Below are 20,397 nucleotides of genomic sequence, written 5' to 3'. Positions count from 1 at the left end.
TTGGTTAGAAAGTATGCTTTTACGCACAAAAAATCATTCTCCATTTTCAACTGTTAACTCCTTACTGTAAACCCTTCACCTTTTTCCTTTCCATCCTTAACCCTTAACCCAAAAAATTGATAATTGTCAACTGTTTATTGCAAATTGTAGAAAACCCCTAGTTTTTTTAAGGTTTTTCCGTAATGGTAATTTGCTGGGAATTAATAATTTGCCGTTCACAGCCCCTTTCCCCAAGAATTTTACTGAAACTAGTTATGCTTTTGCATAGAGTACCCAAATACATCGCTAACACACCTATTTGGGTGTATATGAGTGTATTTTATGCTTATATAACCAAGTTTTACCTCATTAATACTATAAATGAATCTTATCGATAATGATTAAAAAAACATCATAAAAACACCTTCGCCACTGCTTCAATCGTCCTATCCAAATCAGCATAGTTAAGGGCATCGTTTAAAAAGTAGCTTTCAAAAGCAGAGGGCGGTAAGTACACCCCGTTTTCCAACATGCCATGGAAATATTTCTTAAAAGTATCGTTATTGCCCTTCGCAGAGCTCGCAAAATCCACCACAGGCTCGTCCGTAAAATGTACGGAGATCATACTGCCATAACGGTTGATCTGGTGGGTAACGCCTTTTTTGGTCAGCACCATGGCAATGCCCTTGTGCAGATACTCCGTTTTTTCGGCCAAGCTGGTAAAAATTTCAGGCTGATTGTTCAGGGCGGTGAGCATGGCCAGTCCCGCACTCATCGCCAACGGGTTTCCACTCAAGGTGCCCGCTTGGTACACGGGTCCTTCGGGCGCCAAATGTGCCATGATTTCGGCTTTGGCCGCAAACGCCCCAACGGGCAGTCCGCCTCCGATCACTTTTCCGAACATCACAATATCGGCATCAATGCCCAAGGCTTCCTGCGCGCCCCCTTTTCCTAAGCGAAAGCCAGTCATCACTTCATCAAACAACAACAAAATGCCTTCTTGGGTACAGATGTCGCGAAGTCCTTGTATAAATTCATCCTTGGGAATAATACAACCCATGTTGCCCGCTACGGGTTCCAAAATAATTGCAGCAATCTCGCCTTTATTAGCTTCCACCAAGGCTTTTACGCCTTCCAAATCGTTGTAATCGGCCAATAGGGTGTCCTTGGCCGTGCCCTGCGTTACCCCAGGGCTGTTGGGACTGCCAAAGGTAACGGCACCGCTCCCCGCTTGTATCAAAAAGGAATCGGAATGGCCGTGGTAGCAACCCGCAAATTTAATGATTTTGTCCTTGCCCGTGTACCCGCGCGCTAGGCGCACCGCACTCATACAGGCTTCGGTTCCGCTGTTCACAAAACGGATTTTGTCAATATTTGGTACCATGGACACCGCCAGTTTGGCGAGTTCGGTCTCGATTTCGGTGGGCGTTCCAAAGGAAGTTCCCTTTTTTGCCTTGTCGATTACCGCTTGGATCACGGGTTCGTATGCATGCCCCAGAATCAGCGGACCCCATGAAGCAATGTAATCGATAAGTTGGTTGCCGTCCTCATCGTACAGATAGGCGCCTTTGGCCTCCTTGATAAAAATAGGGTTGCCGCCTACGGCTTTAAACGCTCGTACGGGTGAATTTACTCCTCCAGGAATATATTTTTTGGCCTCAGCGAACAGGGCACTGCTTCGTTGGTAGATCATAAGTATATTTTGTCATTCCCGTGCAGACGGGAATCTGTTTTAGTATATTTTGTTCAGCACCCTTCGACTCCCTGCCTGCGGCAGGCAGGTGCTCAGCGCACAAATTATATGTCAGTTCATGCACACTCGAGAACCGCATCATCGCCACATCTCGACTACGCTCGATGTGACAAGCCATATAGATTTCGAACTGCTCTCAGCAAAGGTAATGAGGATAATACTTTTTGGGAAATGGAAAATCGTGAAGTGACATTGTATGCTTCAAAAAATGAGCTACGTCAATTCGAGTGATTCACTTTAGTGAATCGTATCGAGAATTAGCAACTGTGATTCAGTTCTCGATACATCTTGACTGCAATCGATGTGACCACACCAAAAACCATCAACCAGAAACCATCAACAAAAAACTATTGTGAAACCCGGATGTTCAGCACCTGTCCGATAGATATAATATTATCATTCAGATTGTTGAGTCTGCGAAGCTCATCCACCGAAATATCGTAACGCCTGGATATCGCATAGAGCGTATCGCCCTTTTCCACGGTGTGGGTGAACACATCGTACTGTTTTGGCTGGCGTACCGGGGACAGACCTGTATCCACTACGGCCTCGTCGTACTCATGGAGCTTGTAGCGCTCGATGATGGCTATTAATTTTTCTGGATATTTCCGGTCGGTCGCGTAGCCCGCCTGTCGCAATCCGTGTGCCCATTTTTTATAGTCGTCCCTTCGATAATTGAACAAAAAAGCATAGCGCGAACGGGTGGATAAAAATATACTGTGGTCTCGGAAGGAGTACATGGGGTGGTTGTATTTTCTAAAACATTCCCCCTTTGCATCATCATCATGGAAATCGAACTCGCCCTGCCAGCCTGTATGACATTTAATACCAAAATGATTATTGGTTTTTAGGGTAAGCTCTCCACGGCCGGAGCCACTTTCCAAAATGCCCTGCGCCAAGGTAATACTGGCGGGAATACCAAAAGCACGCATTTCGTACTGGGCAATCTCGGCAAAGTTGTCAATATAGTCCTCGGTATCGGAGATGGGGAAGCGTTCAAAACGACCGGTATCCTCTGGCATGGGAAAAAGGTCGAGGGTCTCTTCGGTATCAATATCGTTCGTAGTTTTAGTTGTCGGTTTTTCCGTCCTTACCACAACGGGAGCACCTTTTTTTTGGGTCGACCTTCTTTTTTTGGCACCACAGCTCGAGAGCAAAAGTGCCACAATCAATACATATCCTATTCGCCTGATCATACGTCCAATAAGGGTAAATTTTTCTTTTTCAGTATACGGTTCATCCCCTTAATTCCCTGTAATCCACCTGTATGAATGGCCAAAATTTGGGTTCCATGTGGGAACACACCCTTTTTTACAAGGTCAAAAATACCAAAAAGCATCTTTCCCGTGTATATGGGGTCCAGAGGTATCCCTGTTTTACTTTTAAAAAGGTTGATGAAATCTATCAACGGTCGGTCAACTTTGGCATAACCTCCAAAATGATAGTCGGTTACGAGTTTCCAACGGTCGTTGTGAACAAATGTACGAATCTCTTCGATTAAAAAATCACCCTTTAACGCAGGGAACCCCAAAACCGTTTGATGGGGTCGTGCGGCATTGATCAATCCGGCTACCGTGCCGCCGGTTCCGACGGCGCAACAAATGTAATCGAAGATGGTATCTTCCTCCGTCAAGATTTCCATGCAGCCCTTCACGGCCAAATCGTTGGTTCCTCCTTCGGGCAGCACGTACACATCCCCAAACCGATCTTTTAAATTCTGAATAAATAAGGGTTCACTTTTGAGTCGATAATCTGCTCGGGATACAAAATGGAATTGCATGCCATGCTCATGGGCCAGCGTTAAGGTGGGATTGTCCTGCCAATTATCTTGTAGTTCTTCACCACGAATCACCCCGATGGTTTTTATCCCTTGTTCATGTCCTGCACAGGCCGTCGCGGCAATATGGTTGGAAAACGCCCCACCAAAGGTGAGCAAAGTGTCTTTGCCCTGTTTTTTGGCTTCAAGCAGGTTGTATTTGAGCTTTCGGTATTTGTTCCCCGATATCAACGGGTGGATGGTATCCTCTCTTCTGATGTAGAGATGAATGCCCTTTTCTCGCAAAAGGGGCATATCAATATGCTGATTGGGGATAATCAAATTGTTAATATTGGGGTGCCGCACTTGAGTGTTTAAAAAACAATTGATTTTTGTTTAAAAATAGTTGTATTTTTATCTACAAATTTAATACAAATTACATTGCAATGTTGGATATTGTTTTAAATTACAAAAACCTTCTTGAAAACATACACAGGTATATCGAGGAAAGTAAGTTCAAAAAAGAGTTCATTATTGATGAGCTTGGCATTTCCAGGGCAACTTTTTACAACAAATTGAAAAAGCAGAGTTTCAGTGTTTCGGAAATGATCAAATTAAGTAGCCTCCTATTTCCCGAAGATGTCAAGGCCATTGAAATCAAAGAAGCATTGGAAAGAAGTCGGAAGGATAGTGAAGCCGGTCGTGTTTGGGAACATAATGCCGTAATTGCCAACGCTAGGAAAAAAATATCCCAGTGAGAGTAGTATGGACCTACGAAGCAAAAAAGTCCTTTGATGGGATATTTGACTATCTAATGATTGTTTGGTCTCAAAAAGAGGCCATAGCTTTCATTGATTTGGTAGAAGCAACCATTGAGAAAATAAAGAGTTATCCTAAACTTTTCAAGATCTCACCATACAATAATGCAAGCCGCGAAGCTCTACTAACCAAACACACGACTATGTTTTACAGGGTTTTGGAAGGACTAATCGAAATCGAGTATCTCTGGGGGAATTTTCAAGATCCCAATAAAATTGATAAACTTCTAAAATAATCTTCAAGACCCAGAAAAATTAACGGGTCAAGTACTGTAAAAAACCAAAGGTTTTACGCTTGGAAAGATACTGCATATCCTTTTCATTGGCATAGGCCTCACGTTCAAAACTAATGTTCTGGTAGGCTCGGTAACTGTCCATATAGCGCACGGTTCGGAAAAGCCATTCAGAAATATAGAGAACATAAAAAGGCAAGATCAGCAGTTCGCGCTGTTGCTTCAGGTGGATGCGTTCATGGTTGATGAGCACCTCATCGGTCTTTAGGGAATCTTCCTTTAAGATGATGAAGGGCCATAGGGAAAGCCCCACATAATTTTTATAGAAGAAATGTTTAAAGACTAGTATCAAATTGATAAATGGTTAGGTTATCACTACAAATATAACAGCAAAAAGCAGCGAAAATTTGACGCAATAAAAAATAAGATTAACATTTTCGGTGAATAACCTTGTATTGAAAAGGTTAAAACCTTCGTATTTTTCCCATGAAACCCTTAAATTTAAGTAGCAAAATTAGTGCCTTACATGAAAGAACACATTCCCTTGGAAGAGGGTGATTATTACTTATCGGAACAAGGGTACCGGGTGTTTACCGAAAAATACCACCTAAAACGTGGTTATTGCTGTGAGAGTGGCTGTCGACATTGTCCCTATGGATATAACTCAAAAACCAACACCCAAGTTTAGTTTTTCGGCATAATATTTGTGACTTAATTGATTACATCTCAAGAATTTAAAAATTGTACTATGAAAAGATTACAACACTTAGCACTCATTGCCTTCTCCTTTGGGCTTTTGGCTTCCTGTACTTCCGTACGTGTAGTTTCCGATTACGATCAAAAAGCCAACTTTAATACCTATAAAAGCTATGCTTTTTATAAAACAGGAATAGACAAGGCCCAAATCTCGGATTTGGACAAGAAAAGAATTTTAAGGGCCATTGAGGCCGAATTGAGTTCCCGCGGATTCGTAAAATCCGACAACCCGGATGTATTAATCAGTATTTTCACCAAGGAACGCGAACGTGTCGATGTCTACAACAACTACGGTTGGGGCTGGGGCGGTTTTTATAGTCCTTGGGCCTGGGGTCCCGGTTGGGGCTGGGGCTGGGGAGTCGGCAACAATGTGAGCACCCGCACCGAAGGTTCCCTGTACATTGACGTTATCGATGCCGACAAAAAGGAATTGGTATGGCAAGGTCGTGGTGTAGGCACACTGAACAATACTTCGAATATTGAGAAAAAGGAACAGCGCATCAAAGAATTTGTCTCCCAGATATTGGAAGAGTACCCACCGCAAATGACGGTGGCCTCCAATTAAAATATAGACCGCCCAATGGGCGGTTTTTTATTGCCCTTAACTTTCCTTAAGAGAATTTCCGTTCCTGTTTTCGTATCTTTAAGTCGCATAAAAATTGACGTATGAGCTACGAGTCCAATCCAATTCTGGATAAATTACCAAAGCACCTCAAACAATTCATAAAACCACAGAATTATGAAAACTACACCGCCATTGACCAAGCGGTTTGGCGCTATGTAATGCGGAAGAACGTGGATTACCTCAGCAGGGTGGCCCATAAATCGTATGTGGATGGATTAAAAAAAACAGGGATTTCCATAGACCATATTCCCAATATGTATGGGATGAACCGCATCCTGAAAGAAATCGGATGGGCAGCTGTTGCGGTCGACGGTTTTATACCGCCCTCTGCCTTTATGGAATTCCAAGCGTACAATGTTCTGGTCATCGCTTCGGATATTCGCCAGCTTGAAAATATTGAATACACTCCCGCCCCCGATATTATCCACGAAGGGGCTGGACACGCTCCCATTATCGCGAATCCAGAATACGCAGAATATCTGCGTAGGTTCGGGGAAATTGGTTGCAAGGCCATTTCCAGCGCCAAGGATTACGAACTCTATAACGCAGTGCGTCATCTTTCCATCATCAAAGAGGCCAACGGTACGCCCCAAAGCGACATTGAGGAGGCCGAAAAACATATCGACCACCTTCAGCAGAATATGGGCGAACCCAGTGAAATGGCACTTATCCGAAATTTGCATTGGTGGACCGTGGAATACGGTTTGATCGGCACTGTGGAGAACCCAAAAATTTATGGTGCGGGACTGCTCTCCTCCATCGGGGAAAGTGCGTGGTGCATTACGGACAAGGTCAAAAAGATTCCGTACTCCATTGAAGCGGCCCACACGGAGTTTGATATCACCAAACCGCAACCCCAGTTGTTCGTGACGCCCGATTTCGCCTTTTTGAGTCAGGTCTTGGAAGATTTTGCCAATACCATGGCCGTGCGGACTGGAGGACTTTCAGGAATCAAAAAACTGATCGGTTCCCAAGCTTTGGGCACCATCGAATTGAGTACTGGGCTGCAAATCTCGGGAGAGTTTAGCAATGTCATCGAAAATGACGGGAAACCGATTTACATTCAAACCACAGGTGGAACGGCGTTGGCCTACCGTGAAAAAGAATTGGTCGGACACAGTATTGCCCACCATAAGGATGGCTTCGGCTCCCCTATCGGTAAATTGAAGGGCATCAACATTGCCATTGAAGATATGGGACCACGTGACCTCAAGGCCTATAAAATTTATGAGGGCGAACAGATTGCCCTTGAGTTTGAAGGCGGTATCAAAGTGGAGGGAACCATTGTTACGGGCACCCGTAACCTAATGGGAAAAATTATCCTCATCACTTTGGAAAATTGTACCGTTACCCACAACGATAAAATCTTATTTGAACCCGAGTGGGGTCTCTATCATATGGCTGTTGGCCAACACATTGTTTCCGCTTACAATGGTCCCGCAGATTTGAACAGTTTCGACCTGACCACACATAAGGTTACGGAAAGCACCATCAAATCGAAAAAAGATGAGAAGAGGTTGCAACTGGAACGTTTCTATGAACAGATCAGACATTTTAGGGAAGGAAAAAACACTACGATTTCCCGAAATAAAGTGTTCCAGGCCCTAAAAAGGGACCACCCGAAAGATTGGCTTTTGCCCGTTGAGCTATACGAACTGGCCAAACAGGACAACAACGTAGAGTTTCAGCAGGAGATTTTGGACCACTTGGAGCAAATCAAACGGGACAACCCCAAGGTAGGGCATTTAATTGATGACGGCCTGCAATTGGTAAACGGCACTTTGGTAAGTTAAAACCCTAGTTTTTCCACATTTTCGGAAGTGGGCTTGAGTTGGGGCACCGCCGCTTTGGTAATGGGGTAAAAAGCAATGTTTATCCTTTCCCCGTTGCGTTTAAGGCTCAGTTCAGCTTCGTGGTCAATGCTGCCCTGCCAAATACTACGTGAAAATACCTCATCCCCCTCACGCACACCAGCTTCCCAAGCTTTACTGCCCTCTACAACACTGGCTATACCTTTTCTGTCCTCCGTAAATTCAAATCCAAGCTCATAAATATCGCTTTCGGGGCTGTAATCCAACCCTAAATCATCAAACAGGGCTACCAAATCCACTTTTTGACCTTCTTCGATATGCTTTTGAAAAACAGCTTCAAAATCCTCATCCCAAAAGTCTTTCATCACACCAATAAAATAGTCATGGGTCAATTTTTGATCACTTGTGGTAACATCAGCATAAATTTGATGCATCACATCGTCCAAACTTTTTTCACCTCCGCTTATCCGTTGGATGCTCTGATCCAAGTAAAAAGCAAAAATCGCACCTCGCCAATAGGGTAATTTGGAATACTCGTAGTTGGTCCAAAAATTATCATAGTTGACTTCGGAATTGGGTGCCTCCGCTACGGATGATGCGTACAAATCCCGAATGGTCCTGTTCAGTTCCTCTATAAAAAAAGTGCCGTCCAATCCATTGATCTTGTTCTTTGCAATGTTTTTGAAGGTATAGTATTCGGTAAATCCCTCACTGAACCAATATTGTTCCTCTTCGTTATCGTTTTTGATGGTATGTCCGATCCAGTTGTGCATCAGCTCGTGGTTGAAGAGATACACCATTTGACCAATCTCCGTTTGGTCGTTATTGGAGACCGAGGTGGCAAACGAATTGGTCAGGCCCGTGCCTTGAAAACTGCTGCCATTCTCTTGCGGAAAAGGCTGCATGGTCACCGTAAAATATTCTTGGGAGTGATCGTTCCAAAAATTGCGTTGGTACGTAAGGGTTTCTTCCAATACCTTAAAAACTTCCTCGTCCTTGAACGGAATCCATTCGCCACGGGTGGCCAAACTGATTTTGTTCCCCTGTATCTCGTCATTGAAGACCCTAAAATCTCCCCCCACAAATATGGCATTGCTGAAAAGGCCCACATCCTGATCCTTCAATAATTGGATTTTTTCTTTGCTACCAAAACTGTTATGAATGGTGTATTCTTCTGGAAGAGAGGTCCAATCCAGAAGTATGTCCTCGCTTTCCCCAGCATTTTCTGGAATCATGAACATGTTATGGGAAAATGCATGAAAATAAGTTTTGTTGATGATGGGGCGGTATATTTTTCTGGTAGAAACATCTCCCTCAAAATCCTGTTTCAAGAAATATTCAAACTCCAATTCCTCGACGTCTTTTGGATGCATCAGAACTATTCGGCTACTATCTGCGTCCTTTTCAACGGCTCCTTCCACATTCAGCAGTTGCATTTTGCCCAACGCTTTGTGAAGACCTTCCTGCCCCCATGCCTCATTGGGAAAGGACAGTGTGGTTGTGCCATCGGGACTTGCCTTCAAGGTCATTTTAATTTTGAGCTGTGGAACGCTATCCACCATCACGGCAGAAATTTCATAGCTGATAACGGATTCGGGGCGTTGCTGGCAGGAAAATAGAAAAGTGGCTAAAAGGGCGGTTAGCAGTACTCTTTTAAACATGGTATTGATTGATTGATGTACCATATAGACGCATCAAAATGGAAAATGTGACAGCTTAATCCAAAAAAGTTTTCAACTGTTCCGAATTTTCCACGGGGACATTTTCATAAACCAATGTCCAGCCCATGGTATTGGTGAGCACCAAAATTCGGGAAAGCTCGCTCACTAAACGGTTTTCTGCATTGGAACGTAAAGAGGAAGCCTCTATTTTTTTCATCAAAGACGCATTTACGTTCCGTTTGATGGCGTTGTAATCACCTGCATTAAAGGGGTTCAAATAATCCGCGGTGACATCGTAGTACTCAAAATCGGGACTTATTTTTATTTCAGGTTCAGGAATCTGGGTAATGGTCAAGACCTTATTTTCTTCATCCACATCATAATTTATTTGGGATAGGTCGTAGGCAATGGAGACATCGGCATTCACGACCACCAGTGCCTTTTTATGGGCCGTGACCAAAGGTCCGAACAATTCTTTGGAGTCTTTATAATTGTACACCTCGGCAAAATGGCCTTCGGTAACCACTAACTTGGAAACGTTGCGGAGTTCCTGCTGAATGAGCATGGAATTTTCTTCCAAAATGGATTTTTGCTCACGGTCATCGGTGCACGACTTGTAGATCAGAACCGAGGCCAACGCTATTACCGCTCCTACTAATATTCTCTTCATTTATTCGAATTTCATGAAAGGAAACCTTTCTTGAAGATACGTAATTTTTGCGCGGAGCGATGTTTTGAACTTTTGATGGCCTTCGGAATCGGGGTTGAACGGGCGGTGCTGCAATCCTTTTTGAACGGCATCGACTTCATCCATAACGGAATAGGATTTTGATGAAATCCAGACCGATTTAAAACGCTCCCAAATGTAATCCACAGCCAACAAGTTTGGATGCACCATATCTTTACCATAAAAACGGTAATCGCGCAGCTCGTCCATCATAATTTCGTAGGACGGAAAATAGGACAGTTCTCTCGACTGCGCTCGAGATGACAAAACAGAGTGAACGGCAGTTATTAAATTTGCTTTGCTTCGTTGGTTTTCCACAAAACCGTCTTTTAAATGGCGAACAGGCGAAATAGTGAAGATAATCTGTGCCTTTGGATTCACATTTTGAATCAAGCTTATCATTTTTTGAAGGCTAGTTTCAATTTCGGCTACGCTCAATAGTTTTTTGGTGAATTGCTTCTGCGGAACCTTATGGCAATTGGCCACAGTTTTCCCTGATGAATTATTCTCGTACACCCAAGCCGTTCCCAAGGTGATGATGATATGGGATGAAGTCTCCAGACCCGCTTTGGTTTCGTCCAGTTGTTGATTGAGCAGATTCAATAAGGCTTCGGGATCATCGGAACGCAAATCGGAATGCGCATCAAAACAGTGCCAAATACCATCCTGTTCAAAAATCTCTTCTTGCCGATATGCCTTTTCCTCAATGGCTCTTTCAACCAAATTCGCAATGGCCAAGGGATGGAACAATATCCCAAAGGGATTTTGCAAGTGTTGGAACCGAAAATAGTCCAGCTTTGCGCCTATATTTTCCACAAAACAAGAACCCAACAGCACCAACTTACTTCCATAATCGATGGAATTATCGCTGGGCGTTAAAGGTATCTTTGTTTGTAGTTCCATTTGATTTGCTAAAAATGTCAGTTCGAGCGCAGTCGAGAACAACATGATACCACATCTCGACTGCGCTCGATGTGACAAAGGAATTCTCAGAGAATTATTATAAATATTCCCTCACCTTATCCAGCGCTTCGGGGATTCCCGCAGGATTTTTACCCCCCGCTGTGGCAAAAAACGGTTGTCCACCTCCACCGCCTTGAATGTATTTGCCCAGTTCTCGGACAATGGTTCCAGCATTCAGGCCTTTTTCCGCCACCAAACCTTTGGAGATATAGCAGGACAGGATAGCCTTCCCATCGTTTTCTGAAGCTAGCAATAGGAACAAATTATCTACCTGACCCCCCATTTCAAAGGCCAAATCTTTGATACCACCTACATCCAAATCCACCTTTTTGGCCAAGAATTTAGCACCTCCCAAATCTTTCAATTCAGCAATCAATTCGTTTTTGAGTCCTTTCGCTTTGTCCTTCAATAATTGCTCCACCTGTTTTTTAAGTGCTGCGTTCTCCTCTTGCAAACTCGCTACGGATTTTACAGGATCTTGGGAATTCTTCAACATGTCCTTGATTTCGAAGAGCATACGGTTATTGTTGAAGTAAAATTCTTTAACGGCGTCGGAGGTAATGGCCTCGATTCTTCGGATTCCAGCAGCAACCGCCCCTTCCGAAACAATTTTAAAATGCCAAATATCAGCCGTGTTCTTCACGTGGGTACCACCACAAAGTTCAATGGATTGACCAAAGCGGATGGTTCGTACCGTATCACCATATTTTTCTCCAAAAAGTGCCATTGCACCCTGCTCCATCGCTTCTTGCATGGGAACATTGCGACTTTCTTCCAAAGACAGCTGTCCATCAATACGGGCATTGACAAAATTTTCCACCTCCCGAAGTTCTTCTGTGGTCAATTTTGAAAAGTGGGAGAAATCAAAACGTAAATATTTGGAATGTACCGCAGAACCTTTTTGTTCCACATGGGTTCCCAAAACTTCCCGAAGGGCCTGATGCAACAGGTGCGTTGCCGTATGGTTGCACTCTGTTCTCCTTCTTTGCTTTTGATCTACAACAGCCTTGAAAGTTCCTGAAACTTCCTTGGGCAACGACTTGGCAAAATGAACAATCTCGTTGTTTTCCCTCTTGGTATCCACAATATAGGTAACATCACCATTTGGAGCTTCCAAATAGCCCTTGTCCCCTACCTGTCCACCACCTTCGGCGTAGAACGGGGTAAGATTGAACACCAATTGGTACTGATCGCCATCCCTTTTACTGGTGACTTTTCGGTATTTCACCAGCTTCACGTTGGCCTCTAAACTATCGTAACCAATAAATTCCTGTTCGGTATCGGTCATCAATATGTTCCAATCGTCCTTGGATACTTCGGATGCTGCCCTTGAGCGGTCTTTTTGGGCTTTCAATGCTTTTTCAAACCCTTCCGTATCCAATTGATAGCCTTTCTCCTCTAAAATCAAGGAGGTCAAATCTATCGGAAAACCGAACGTATCGTAGAGTTCAAAAGCCTTATCGCCTGCAATGGTTTTATCTTTTGATGATTTGATCACGGAATCCAACAACACCAAACCTTGCTCCAAAGTGCTCAAGAAAGAGCTTTCCTCTTCTTTGATGACGTTCTCTATCAATTGGTATTGTTCCTTTAACTCTGGAAAAGCTTTGCCCATTTGTTCGCTCAACACCTTGACCAATCTGTAGATAAACGGTTTGTTGGTATTCAAAAATGTAAATCCGTAGCGAATGGCACGGCGTAAAATCCTTCGGATGACGTAACCCGCTCCTGTATTGCTAGGCAATTGTCCATCGGCAATGGAAAAGGCCACCGCACGCACGTGATCGGAAATGACACGGATGGCGATATCGGTTTCTTCGTTGGTGCCATATTTTTTGCCCGTGATAATTTCCACTTCACGTATCAGAGGGGTAAAAACGTCGGTATCGTAATTGGATTGCTTGCCCTGGAGCACCATGCAAAGGCGCTCAAAGCCCATACCCGTATCAATATGCTTTTCTGGAAGTGGCTCCAAACTGCCGTTGGCCTTTCGGTTGAACTGCATAAATACCAGGTTCCAGATTTCCACCACCTGTGGATGGTCCTGATTGACCAAGGAAGCTCCATCAACTTTGGCCTTCTCTTCTTTGGAACGAATATCCACATGGATTTCCGAACAGGGTCCGCAGGGACCTTGGTCGCCCATCTCCCAAAAGTTGTCCTTTTTGTTCCCTTTGATGATTCTGTTCTCGGGAACAATGGCCTTCCACAGATCGTATGCTTCTTGATCGAGCGGCAGATTATCTTCTTCGCTTCCTTCAAAAACTGAAACGTAAAGACTGTCCTTATCTATTTTATATACCTCGGTAAGCAATTCCCATGCCCACGCAATGGCTTCTTTTTTAAAATAATCCCCAATGCTCCAGTTGCCCAACATCTCGAACATGGTGTGGTGATAGGTATCCTTGCCCACTTCTTCGAGGTCGTTGTGCTTGCCGCTCACCCGCAAACACTTTTGGGTGTCCGTGATGCGTTTGTCCTTTGGCACGGAATTCCCCAAAAAGTACTCCTTGAACTGGTTCATACCTGCATTGGTGAACATCAAGGTAGGGTCGTCCTTCATTACCATGGGCGCCGATGGTACAATCTTGTGGTTCTTTTCTTTGAAAAAGTTTAAAAACTGGTTTCTAACTTCTTGGGATGTCATTGAATTCCTAGGGTTTTCTTAAATTTAACAGTTTAAGCAAAACAATTTTTATATTTGTTTGTTCTGTTTAAAATGAGTGAGCAAAAATAGGATAAAATCCATTCATGTCTAAAGTAAAGTACTATTACGACCCCGACACGCTTTCGTACCGAAAGATCGAGCCGAAGAAATCGAAAAGATATAGGAACATTTTCCTGTTCTTGTTGGGTTCCGCGTTATTTGGTTTCCTTGGACTGATCATTCTTTTGAACACCCGATGGGTAAATACGCCCAAGGAACTGTCCTTGGAACGCGAGGTTCGAAACTATGAGCTCCAATACGATATCCTCAACCGTAAAATGGACCAAATGGAACAAGTTTTGGCCAATATCGAGGAAAGGGACAATAACATCTACCGTTTATATTTTGAGGCGAATCCGATACCCGAAGAACAGCGAAGAGCTGGTTTTGGTGGTATAAACCGCTATAAAGACCTTGAAGGCTTCAACAATTCCGAGATCATTATTGATGCCACCAAGCGGTTAGACATCATCCAAAAAGGAATGGTGATACAATCCAAATCCTTGGATGAAATAGCCAAATTGGCCGAAGAGAAAGAAAAACTATTGGCTTCCATTCCAGCCATTCAACCTGTAAGCAACGAAGATCTTACCCGAATGGCCTCAGGTTACGGTTGGCGATCCGACCCGTTTACCAAAGCCCGTAAAATGCACTGGGGAATGGATTTTACCGCGCCCAGGGGTTCACCAATATATGCCACAGGTGACGGAAAAGTGGTTCGGGCCGACAATAGGTCCTCAGGTTATGGAAAACACGTCCGTATCGATCATGGCTACGGTTATATCTCGCTATATGGCCACATGAGCAAATACAATGTAACGGTCGGTCAAAAAGTCAAAAGAGGCGATCTTATCGGCTTTGTTGGCAGCACAGGGCGTTCCCAGGCACCACACGTTCACTACGAAGTGTTCAAGGACGGGGAACGTATCAACCCCATTAACTTCTACTACGGAAGTTTGTCAGCTGAAGAATTTGATAACATGCTCAGGTTGGCGAACCAAGAGAACCAATCGCTGGATTAATGCACGTAGACCTACCCGAAAAACGATATTATGGCATTGGCGAAGTGGCCAAGGCCTTTGGGGTAAACACCTCTCTAATCCGTTTTTGGGAGAAAGAGTTTGATGTGCTCCAACCCAAAAAGAATGCAAAGGGCAACCGTAAATTTACACCACAGGATATCCAAAACCTTCAGTTGATCTATCACTTGGTAAAAGAACGTGGGTTTACCTTGGACGGGGCCAAAACGCATTTGAAAGAAGAAAAGCAAAAGGCGCTTTCCAATTTTGAAGTGATTCAAAAACTACAAAAGGTAAAAGCGGAACTGCTAAAGATCAAAGAACAACTATAAACACTTTAACCAATAGAAAATGAAAAAAGGTATCATAGCCATTATTGTCCTCGGGTTGATTGGCGTAATCGTCGTGGGTTGGTATGTTAGAACCAACAACAACCTCATCAACATGAAAGGACAGGCCACGAAACAATGGGCCAATGTGGAGAGCTCCTACCAACGTAGAAGCGATTTAATCGGGAACTTGGTAAAAACGGTTCAGGGTGCCGCGGATTTTGAACGCGAAACGCTTTCGGACGTAATCGAAGCCAGGGCAAAGGCTACATCCACCAACATTGATGCAAACAATATTACACCGGAACAATTGGCCGAATTCCAACAGGCCCAAACGGGATTATCTTCTGCACTTTCCAGATTATTGGTCACTGTGGAACGTTATCCAGACCTGAAAGCAAGCCAGAATTTTTTGGAGCTTCAATCGCAGTTGGAAGGCACCGAGAACAGAATCAATGTGGAACGTAACCGCTTTAATGATCTGGCCGGAGAATACAACATCAAAATTCAGCAAATCCCAACGAACATTGTGGCCAGCATAGGAAATTTTGATGCCATACCTCTATTTAAGTCCGATGCCGGTTCCGAAAACGCCCCCGACGTGAACTTCGAATTCAACTAAATTATGTCGCACGTAGAAGAATTTTTAACTGCCGAGGAAGAAAGCGATATTGTAAACGCCATTGTAGAAGCTGAAAAAAATACTTCCGGAGAAATCCGCGTACATATTGAATCCACTTCCAAAATAGACCATTTTAGTCGGGCCCAGCAAATTTTTCATTTTCTGAAAATGGACAATACCAAAGAGGGCAATGGGGTGCTTTTATATGTGGCCGTAGACGACAGAAAATTTGTCATCTATGGCGGTGAGGGCATTGATAGGGCCGTTCCCAAAGGATTTTGGGATACTACCAAGGATGTGATCGCTTCGCACTTTAAAAAAGGAAATTTTAAACAAGGTATCATTGATGGAATATTGATAGCCGGCAAAGAATTGCAGGCCCATTTTCCATGGAATCAAAATGATATCAACGAACTGAACGATGCAATATCCAAAGGGTAGTTTTTTACTGGCATTTTTATGTGTTTCCCTAGCTTGGGGGCAGTTCACCATACCCGATAAACCCAAAAAACAGACGAGCGTTTACGACTACGTGGACCTATTGTCCCCATCGCAGAGCAATGCGTTGGAACAAAAGCTCGTTCGGTATTCGGACAGTACCTCCACACAGATCGTTGTGGCCATAATCAGTTCCACAGAAGGGGAGGAAATCAATTTCTTGGGAGCACAATGGGGCCAAAAATGGGGCATTGGGCAAGCTGACAAGGACAATGGAGTGCTAATACTTCTCGCCAGGGACGACCGTAGAATTGCCATTAATACAGGCTATGGCGTGGAGGGCAGGCTTACGGATCTGATGTCGAGACGTATTATTGAAACCGTAATCATTCCCGAATTTAAAAAAGGGGACTACTACAGTGGTCTGGACAAAGGTTCGGATGCCATTTTTAAAGTACTCACCGGAGAGTTTACCGAAGATCGCTCTTTGCGCAGCGGTAAAAAATTCCCGATCGACGCACTTTTTCCGATCATCATCTTTTTTATCATCATCATAATTCTCTGGAGCCGCAAAAATAAAGGCGGGGGAGGCCGTGGAGGCCGTGGAGGTCGAGGCCCAAGCATCTGGGACATGATCATACTGAGCAATATGGGCCGCAGTTCTGGTTCTTCCGGTGGTTTTGGAGGCGGAGGAGGATTTAGCGGCGGTGGTTTCGGTGGTGGCTTTGGAGGCGGAGGCTTCGGTGGTGGAGGCGCCTCTGGCGGATGGTAACCGCAATCAAAGCAACCATAGCATTATTTCATCATCTTCTGGATAAAATGTTATGGCCAAAAAGTTTCTTCTCCTGTTTATTACAATTGTGATGGTTTCCTGCGGATCGGATGACGATTCGACGGATTTGGATTGTTCGTTAGTTTTATGTGCAGCGGTCGATGACACTATCTATCTTCAATTTTTACATCCAGACAATGATGAAGATTTATTGAAAAATGGCACCATCAATGTCGATTTGATAGAAATCATCAATGAGGATAGCAATGAAGTAACATTCACAGTTGAAGAATTTTCAGAAATGGGTGTCTATCTGGCCATTCCCGTATCAACAACATCTTTTGGACGAAAGAGCTTTACAATTACTCTTGACGAAGACGAGTCATTCAATATAAATTTTGAAACAAGTCTGCCAGAGGGTAATGATTGTTGTGGTGCCTACACCACCTTGGAGAGTTTTACCATAGATAACTATTCCTATGATTTGGTAGAGCCATCACCTCTTCCTGTTCTTACAACTGTATATATTCCCAATCTTGATTAAAACCTGATAAACCTTGGGCCTCCTCCCTTATTTGGAGCACCACTTCCTCCAAAGGAATCAAATTTTATGGTCAAGCTGCCCATAAAGTAACGTTTAAGTGCAGTACCCTGAAAATCCTGAATAAAATCCTGTCCAGTGGTTCTTCTGGTGTTGATGTTCTGATTGAGAAGATCGTATGCCAATATTTTCAAGGTAGCCTTCTTCTTGAACATTTGTAGGCCCAAACTCATGTTCCAAAATATGGCGTCCTTATCAAACCCTGCACCAAGGTTACCATTGTAACTATAGGTGATATCATTGCCCCACACCAAGTTTTCTGGCCAGTAAGAGGTCAATTTAAAAGATAGGTTGTGTGTGGTAAAATCTACATTTTCCACATTGTCCAAATTATATCGAGTAGCATTTACGGCCAAAGTGTACTCGGGTTCAATCTCCAGCATTTCCTTATAGTTGAACAAAAGTCCCGCGCTGGGCCTGATTGCAAAAGTGTTGGATTCTAGTTGGGACCCATTGGTGAAACCCACCTGCTTGTTAATGCTCGCATTGGGCCTCAGGGTGAATTTTAAGGTGTAAAGACTATCCTTTTTAATCTGTTTTGAGTAATTGATGCCCATCGCCGCATTGTGATTGCCCTTTACATTTTGGTAAGTTGTCGTTCTGATGAAGTCTTCATCCGTTGTGGTGCTGGATACTATCCTGTCCTCATCTATACCCAAATTGGCCCAAAAGAAAATCCCGGTTCTTTCCCTCCAATTGTAGTTATTGAAATTCAAATAAAAATTATGGTTAATCTGAGGGTCCAAGTTGGGGTTACCTTGAACAATGTTCAATGGATTGCTCACATTGGGCACTGGCTGCATTTGGTTTATAGACGGTACCTGCAATTGGGAACGATAGTTAAAACTCATCCGTTTGTTATTGCCAAGGTCATAGTTGGCGTAAGAACTTAAAAGCAAGTTGTTATAATCCTTGGAAAAGGAGGTTTCCTGAATAAAATCTTCGTTTTCCAGACGGTTATTTTCTAAACGCGCCCTAAGGTTGAATCTCAATTTTTTGCCATTGAAACCTACTCCAGCCTCCGGCACATGTTTGTTCACCACAAAATCAAAATCAGAACTCAATGCCATGTTATAGACATATTGGCCGGTGATTTCATCAAAATCGGAAACAGTTCTCTGGTTTTGCTGCTCATTCTTTTCATAGCTATATCTAAAATCCAAATACAGTTCCTTGTTAAGCGGCTGTCTATAGGAACCTCCTATTTCGTAGCTATCGTTGGAATTGTCAATCAGGGTCCGTTGGTCCAAAAGTACTTGGCTGGGGTCGTCCCCATAAATATTTCTTTCGGAATTCAGTGAGGTTTCAGAATCGCTTACCCGATTATCATTGTTGAAATATACCCGCACGTATTTACCCAACGAATCCAGTCGTTTCATAATCTCCAACCTATTGCCAAAATTTCGCTGGAAACCATCGGTTACCTGTAAAGATGTATTATCGTTGATCAAATTGCCATCCTCTTCAGTGGAAACGGTGTTCTCAAGATTCGATGAATTGGTATTGTTCACACTAAAATTAGGCTGTATGGTAATCCTTGTCGTCTTGTCCACATCAAACTCTAAATTGGCCGCCGCCTGATTGGATATGGTCCCGCCCACAAAACTGCTCTCGGTGTCGGTAAAAAAACTTCCATCGGGCAAAATATTTTCCCTGGATGTCCGCTCATCATTATAAGAATCGCTATAGGCATAAAAATAATTTCCATCAACCTTATATTTCCCTTTATCCTGATTCGCATAACTCCCTCCAATGGTAGAAGATGTAACAATACCTTCGCCAAAACCGAACGACATGTTTCCAATGGAAAAGGAACCATTTCTATTGAAATTGATACCTCCACCCCTTGAATTACCGACCATTTCATAGATTTCATCGAATGAAAATCCAGGGTTGTTGATATTGTTACTACTCCCAAGAACACTGATGCGTTCCGTATCGTTGAAATAGTTTAGAAGGCCGCTTGCCTGGTATCTATCATCCGTACCATAGCCGCCTGACAGCCTGCCCATGTAGCCCTTGTTCTTATCCTCTTTTAAAGTAAGATTGATAGTTTTGGTCTCTCCGTTGCCAGATTCCCCAATAAATTCCTGTTCCTTGGTCTTGGTATCCGTAATCTGTATTTTACTTATCACATCTTTGGAAAGCGATTTGGTCGCCACCTTCGGGTCGGTGCTAAAGAACACTTGACCGTTTACGAGCACTTGATTGACCTCTTTTCCGTTAACAGTTATGGTACCATCACTGGCCACTTCCACACCGGGGAGTTTTTTCAATACATCTTCCACGGTTGCGTCTGGTCTGGTCTTGAAGGAATCGGCATTAAATTCCAGCGTATCCTTCTTCACCGTTATTGGAACGCGTTCACCAATTAAATCTATCCCATCCAATTGTTGCACCCGTTCCTCCATTTTAATTGTTCCAATCTCCATCACAGGTTCCAGCGTCACCTCACGTGCTTGGGGAGTAAAGCCATTACTGGAAAAAGCCAACCTTGCCTTTTTGTAAGCCGTTTTTCCCTCCAAGGCAAAGATTCCTTCGGCGTTGGTTATGGTGTAAGTGATCAAAGTACTGTCCTTTAAGGTCTCCGCGTAAATGGTAGCGGCTTCGATTGGTGCTCCTGTGGCTGCATCAACAATTTTTCCCTTGACCAAAAAGTCTTGGCTTTGTGCAGTGGAAAACGAAAAAAATAATAGAATTAAAGCGTAGTGAAGGTGATTTTTTCCCAATTTGAATCTGTCTTGTATGGTTACTTATGGTGTTTAGACTGCTAAATATCGGATTGGTAAATTAAGTAAAGGCACTTTTAACGAAACTTTGAGAAAAT

At 43.5% G+C, this 20,397-nt stretch carries 20 protein-coding genes; 11 read left to right on the top strand and 9 right to left on the bottom strand.

The genetic code is table 11. The annotated features are described in order from the left end of the window. Positions 1–391: 391 nt before the first annotated feature. The 3 genes from hemL to J0656_RS15440 form a co-directional block, all read right to left on the bottom strand. Positions 392–1,672, bottom strand: coding sequence for a glutamate-1-semialdehyde 2,1-aminomutase (gene hemL, locus J0656_RS15450; protein ID WP_207035475.1), 1,281 nt, complete (start codon positions 1,670–1,672; stop codon positions 392–394). Positions 1,673–2,079: 407 nt separating this feature from the next. Next, positions 2,080–2,928: a glucosaminidase domain-containing protein gene (locus tag J0656_RS15445; RefSeq protein WP_207035473.1), complete on the bottom strand. Its 849-nt coding sequence runs from the start codon at positions 2,926–2,928 to the stop codon at positions 2,080–2,082. After that, entirely contained in the window at positions 2,925–3,803 is an 879-nt protein-coding gene (locus J0656_RS15440; protein ID WP_207035471.1) for a 1-aminocyclopropane-1-carboxylate deaminase/D-cysteine desulfhydrase, read from the bottom strand. The genes J0656_RS15445 and J0656_RS15440 overlap by 4 nt, the downstream gene beginning before the upstream one ends. Positions 3,804–3,934: 131 nt before the next feature. On the opposite strand from J0656_RS15440, the gene J0656_RS15435 reads away from it, so the two are divergent. Then, positions 3,935–4,246 (top strand): hypothetical protein, encoded by a 312-nt coding sequence (locus J0656_RS15435; protein WP_207035469.1) that lies wholly within the window; start codon positions 3,935–3,937, stop codon positions 4,244–4,246. Then, positions 4,243–4,542, top strand: a complete 300-nt coding sequence (locus J0656_RS15430) for a type II toxin-antitoxin system RelE/ParE family toxin (RefSeq protein ID WP_207035467.1) — start codon at positions 4,243–4,245, stop codon at positions 4,540–4,542. Before J0656_RS15435 ends, J0656_RS15430 begins: the two co-directional genes overlap by 4 nt. Before the next feature lie 19 nt (positions 4,543–4,561). Here J0656_RS15430 and J0656_RS15425 read toward each other — a convergent pair whose 3' ends face one another. Further along, positions 4,562–4,891 carry a hypothetical protein gene (locus J0656_RS15425; RefSeq protein WP_207035465.1) on the bottom strand — a complete coding sequence of 110 codons (330 nt, stop codon included), beginning with the start codon at positions 4,889–4,891 and terminating at the stop codon, positions 4,562–4,564. A 174-nt stretch (positions 4,892–5,065) separates the two neighbouring features. Between J0656_RS15425 and J0656_RS15420 the strand changes: the two genes are divergently transcribed. From J0656_RS15420 to J0656_RS15410, 3 genes are all read left to right on the top strand, one after another. Beyond that, the gene (locus J0656_RS15420; RefSeq protein ID WP_207035463.1) at positions 5,066–5,227 is read left to right on the top strand and encodes a C1orf53 family protein; all 162 of its coding nucleotides are present in this window, start codon (positions 5,066–5,068) and stop codon (positions 5,225–5,227) included. Positions 5,228–5,287: 60 nt separating this feature from the next. Then, positions 5,288–5,860 carry a DUF4136 domain-containing protein gene (locus J0656_RS15415; RefSeq protein ID WP_207035461.1) on the top strand — a complete coding sequence of 191 codons (573 nt, stop codon included), beginning with the start codon at positions 5,288–5,290 and terminating at the stop codon, positions 5,858–5,860. Between the two features lie 101 nt (positions 5,861–5,961). Continuing rightward, positions 5,962–7,713 (top strand): aromatic amino acid hydroxylase, encoded by a 1,752-nt coding sequence (locus tag J0656_RS15410; protein WP_207035459.1) that lies wholly within the window; start codon positions 5,962–5,964, stop codon positions 7,711–7,713. Here J0656_RS15410 and J0656_RS15405 read toward each other — a convergent pair. The 4 genes from J0656_RS15405 to alaS form a co-directional block, all read right to left on the bottom strand. Beyond that, a complete protein-coding gene (locus J0656_RS15405) occupies positions 7,710–9,392 on the bottom strand; it encodes a M1 family aminopeptidase (RefSeq protein WP_207035457.1) in 1,683 nt (560 codons plus the stop codon). The genes J0656_RS15410 and J0656_RS15405 overlap by 4 nt on opposite strands. A 55-nt stretch (positions 9,393–9,447) precedes the next feature. Beyond that, positions 9,448–10,062: a DUF4230 domain-containing protein gene (locus J0656_RS15400; RefSeq protein WP_207035455.1), complete on the bottom strand. Its 615-nt coding sequence runs from the start codon at positions 10,060–10,062 to the stop codon at positions 9,448–9,450. Beyond that, the gene (locus J0656_RS15395; protein WP_207035454.1) at positions 10,063–11,022 is read right to left on the bottom strand and encodes a GSCFA domain-containing protein; all 960 of its coding nucleotides are present in this window, start codon (positions 11,020–11,022) and stop codon (positions 10,063–10,065) included. It abuts the gene before it with no gap. Positions 11,023–11,119: 97 nt separating this feature from the next. Then, entirely contained in the window at positions 11,120–13,729 is a 2,610-nt protein-coding gene (gene alaS / locus J0656_RS15390; RefSeq protein WP_207035452.1) for an alanine--tRNA ligase, read from the bottom strand. 104 nt (positions 13,730–13,833) lie between these two features. On the opposite strand from alaS, the gene J0656_RS15385 reads away from it, so the two are divergent. The 6 genes from J0656_RS15385 to J0656_RS15360 are packed head-to-tail and all read left to right on the top strand — an operon-like array spanning position 13,834 to position 17,513. After that, positions 13,834–14,811 (top strand): M23 family metallopeptidase, encoded by a 978-nt coding sequence (locus J0656_RS15385; protein ID WP_207035450.1) that lies wholly within the window; start codon positions 13,834–13,836, stop codon positions 14,809–14,811. Then, positions 14,811–15,140: a MerR family transcriptional regulator gene (locus tag J0656_RS15380; RefSeq protein ID WP_207035448.1), complete on the top strand. Its 330-nt coding sequence runs from the start codon at positions 14,811–14,813 to the stop codon at positions 15,138–15,140. The genes J0656_RS15385 and J0656_RS15380 overlap by 1 nt, the downstream gene beginning before the upstream one ends. A gap of 19 nt (positions 15,141–15,159) precedes the next feature. Further along, positions 15,160–15,759 carry a LemA family protein gene (locus J0656_RS15375; RefSeq protein WP_207035445.1) on the top strand — a complete coding sequence of 200 codons (600 nt, stop codon included), beginning with the start codon at positions 15,160–15,162 and terminating at the stop codon, positions 15,757–15,759. 3 nt (positions 15,760–15,762) lie between these two features. Beyond that, positions 15,763–16,200, top strand: coding sequence for a TPM domain-containing protein (locus J0656_RS15370; RefSeq protein ID WP_207035443.1), 438 nt, complete (start codon positions 15,763–15,765; stop codon positions 16,198–16,200). Beyond that, the gene (locus tag J0656_RS15365; RefSeq protein ID WP_207035441.1) at positions 16,181–16,969 is read left to right on the top strand and encodes a TPM domain-containing protein; all 789 of its coding nucleotides are present in this window, start codon (positions 16,181–16,183) and stop codon (positions 16,967–16,969) included. The genes J0656_RS15370 and J0656_RS15365 overlap by 20 nt, the downstream gene beginning before the upstream one ends. Before the next feature lie 52 nt (positions 16,970–17,021). Next, positions 17,022–17,513 carry a hypothetical protein gene (locus J0656_RS15360; RefSeq protein WP_207035440.1) on the top strand — a complete coding sequence of 164 codons (492 nt, stop codon included), beginning with the start codon at positions 17,022–17,024 and terminating at the stop codon, positions 17,511–17,513. Here J0656_RS15360 and J0656_RS15355 read toward each other — a convergent pair. Beyond that, complete coding sequence (locus tag J0656_RS15355; protein WP_237688963.1) at positions 17,510–20,224, bottom strand: outer membrane beta-barrel protein; 2,715 nt, start codon at positions 20,222–20,224, stop codon at positions 17,510–17,512. The two genes, J0656_RS15360 and J0656_RS15355, sit on opposite strands and share 4 nt — an antisense overlap. Positions 20,225–20,397 lie beyond the last annotated feature (173 nt).

Source organism: Flagellimonas aurea, assembly GCF_017313785.1.
Classification (GTDB): domain Bacteria; phylum Bacteroidota; class Bacteroidia; order Flavobacteriales; family Flavobacteriaceae; genus Flagellimonas; species Flagellimonas aurea.
This window is presented reverse-complemented; position numbering and strand designations above follow the sequence as displayed.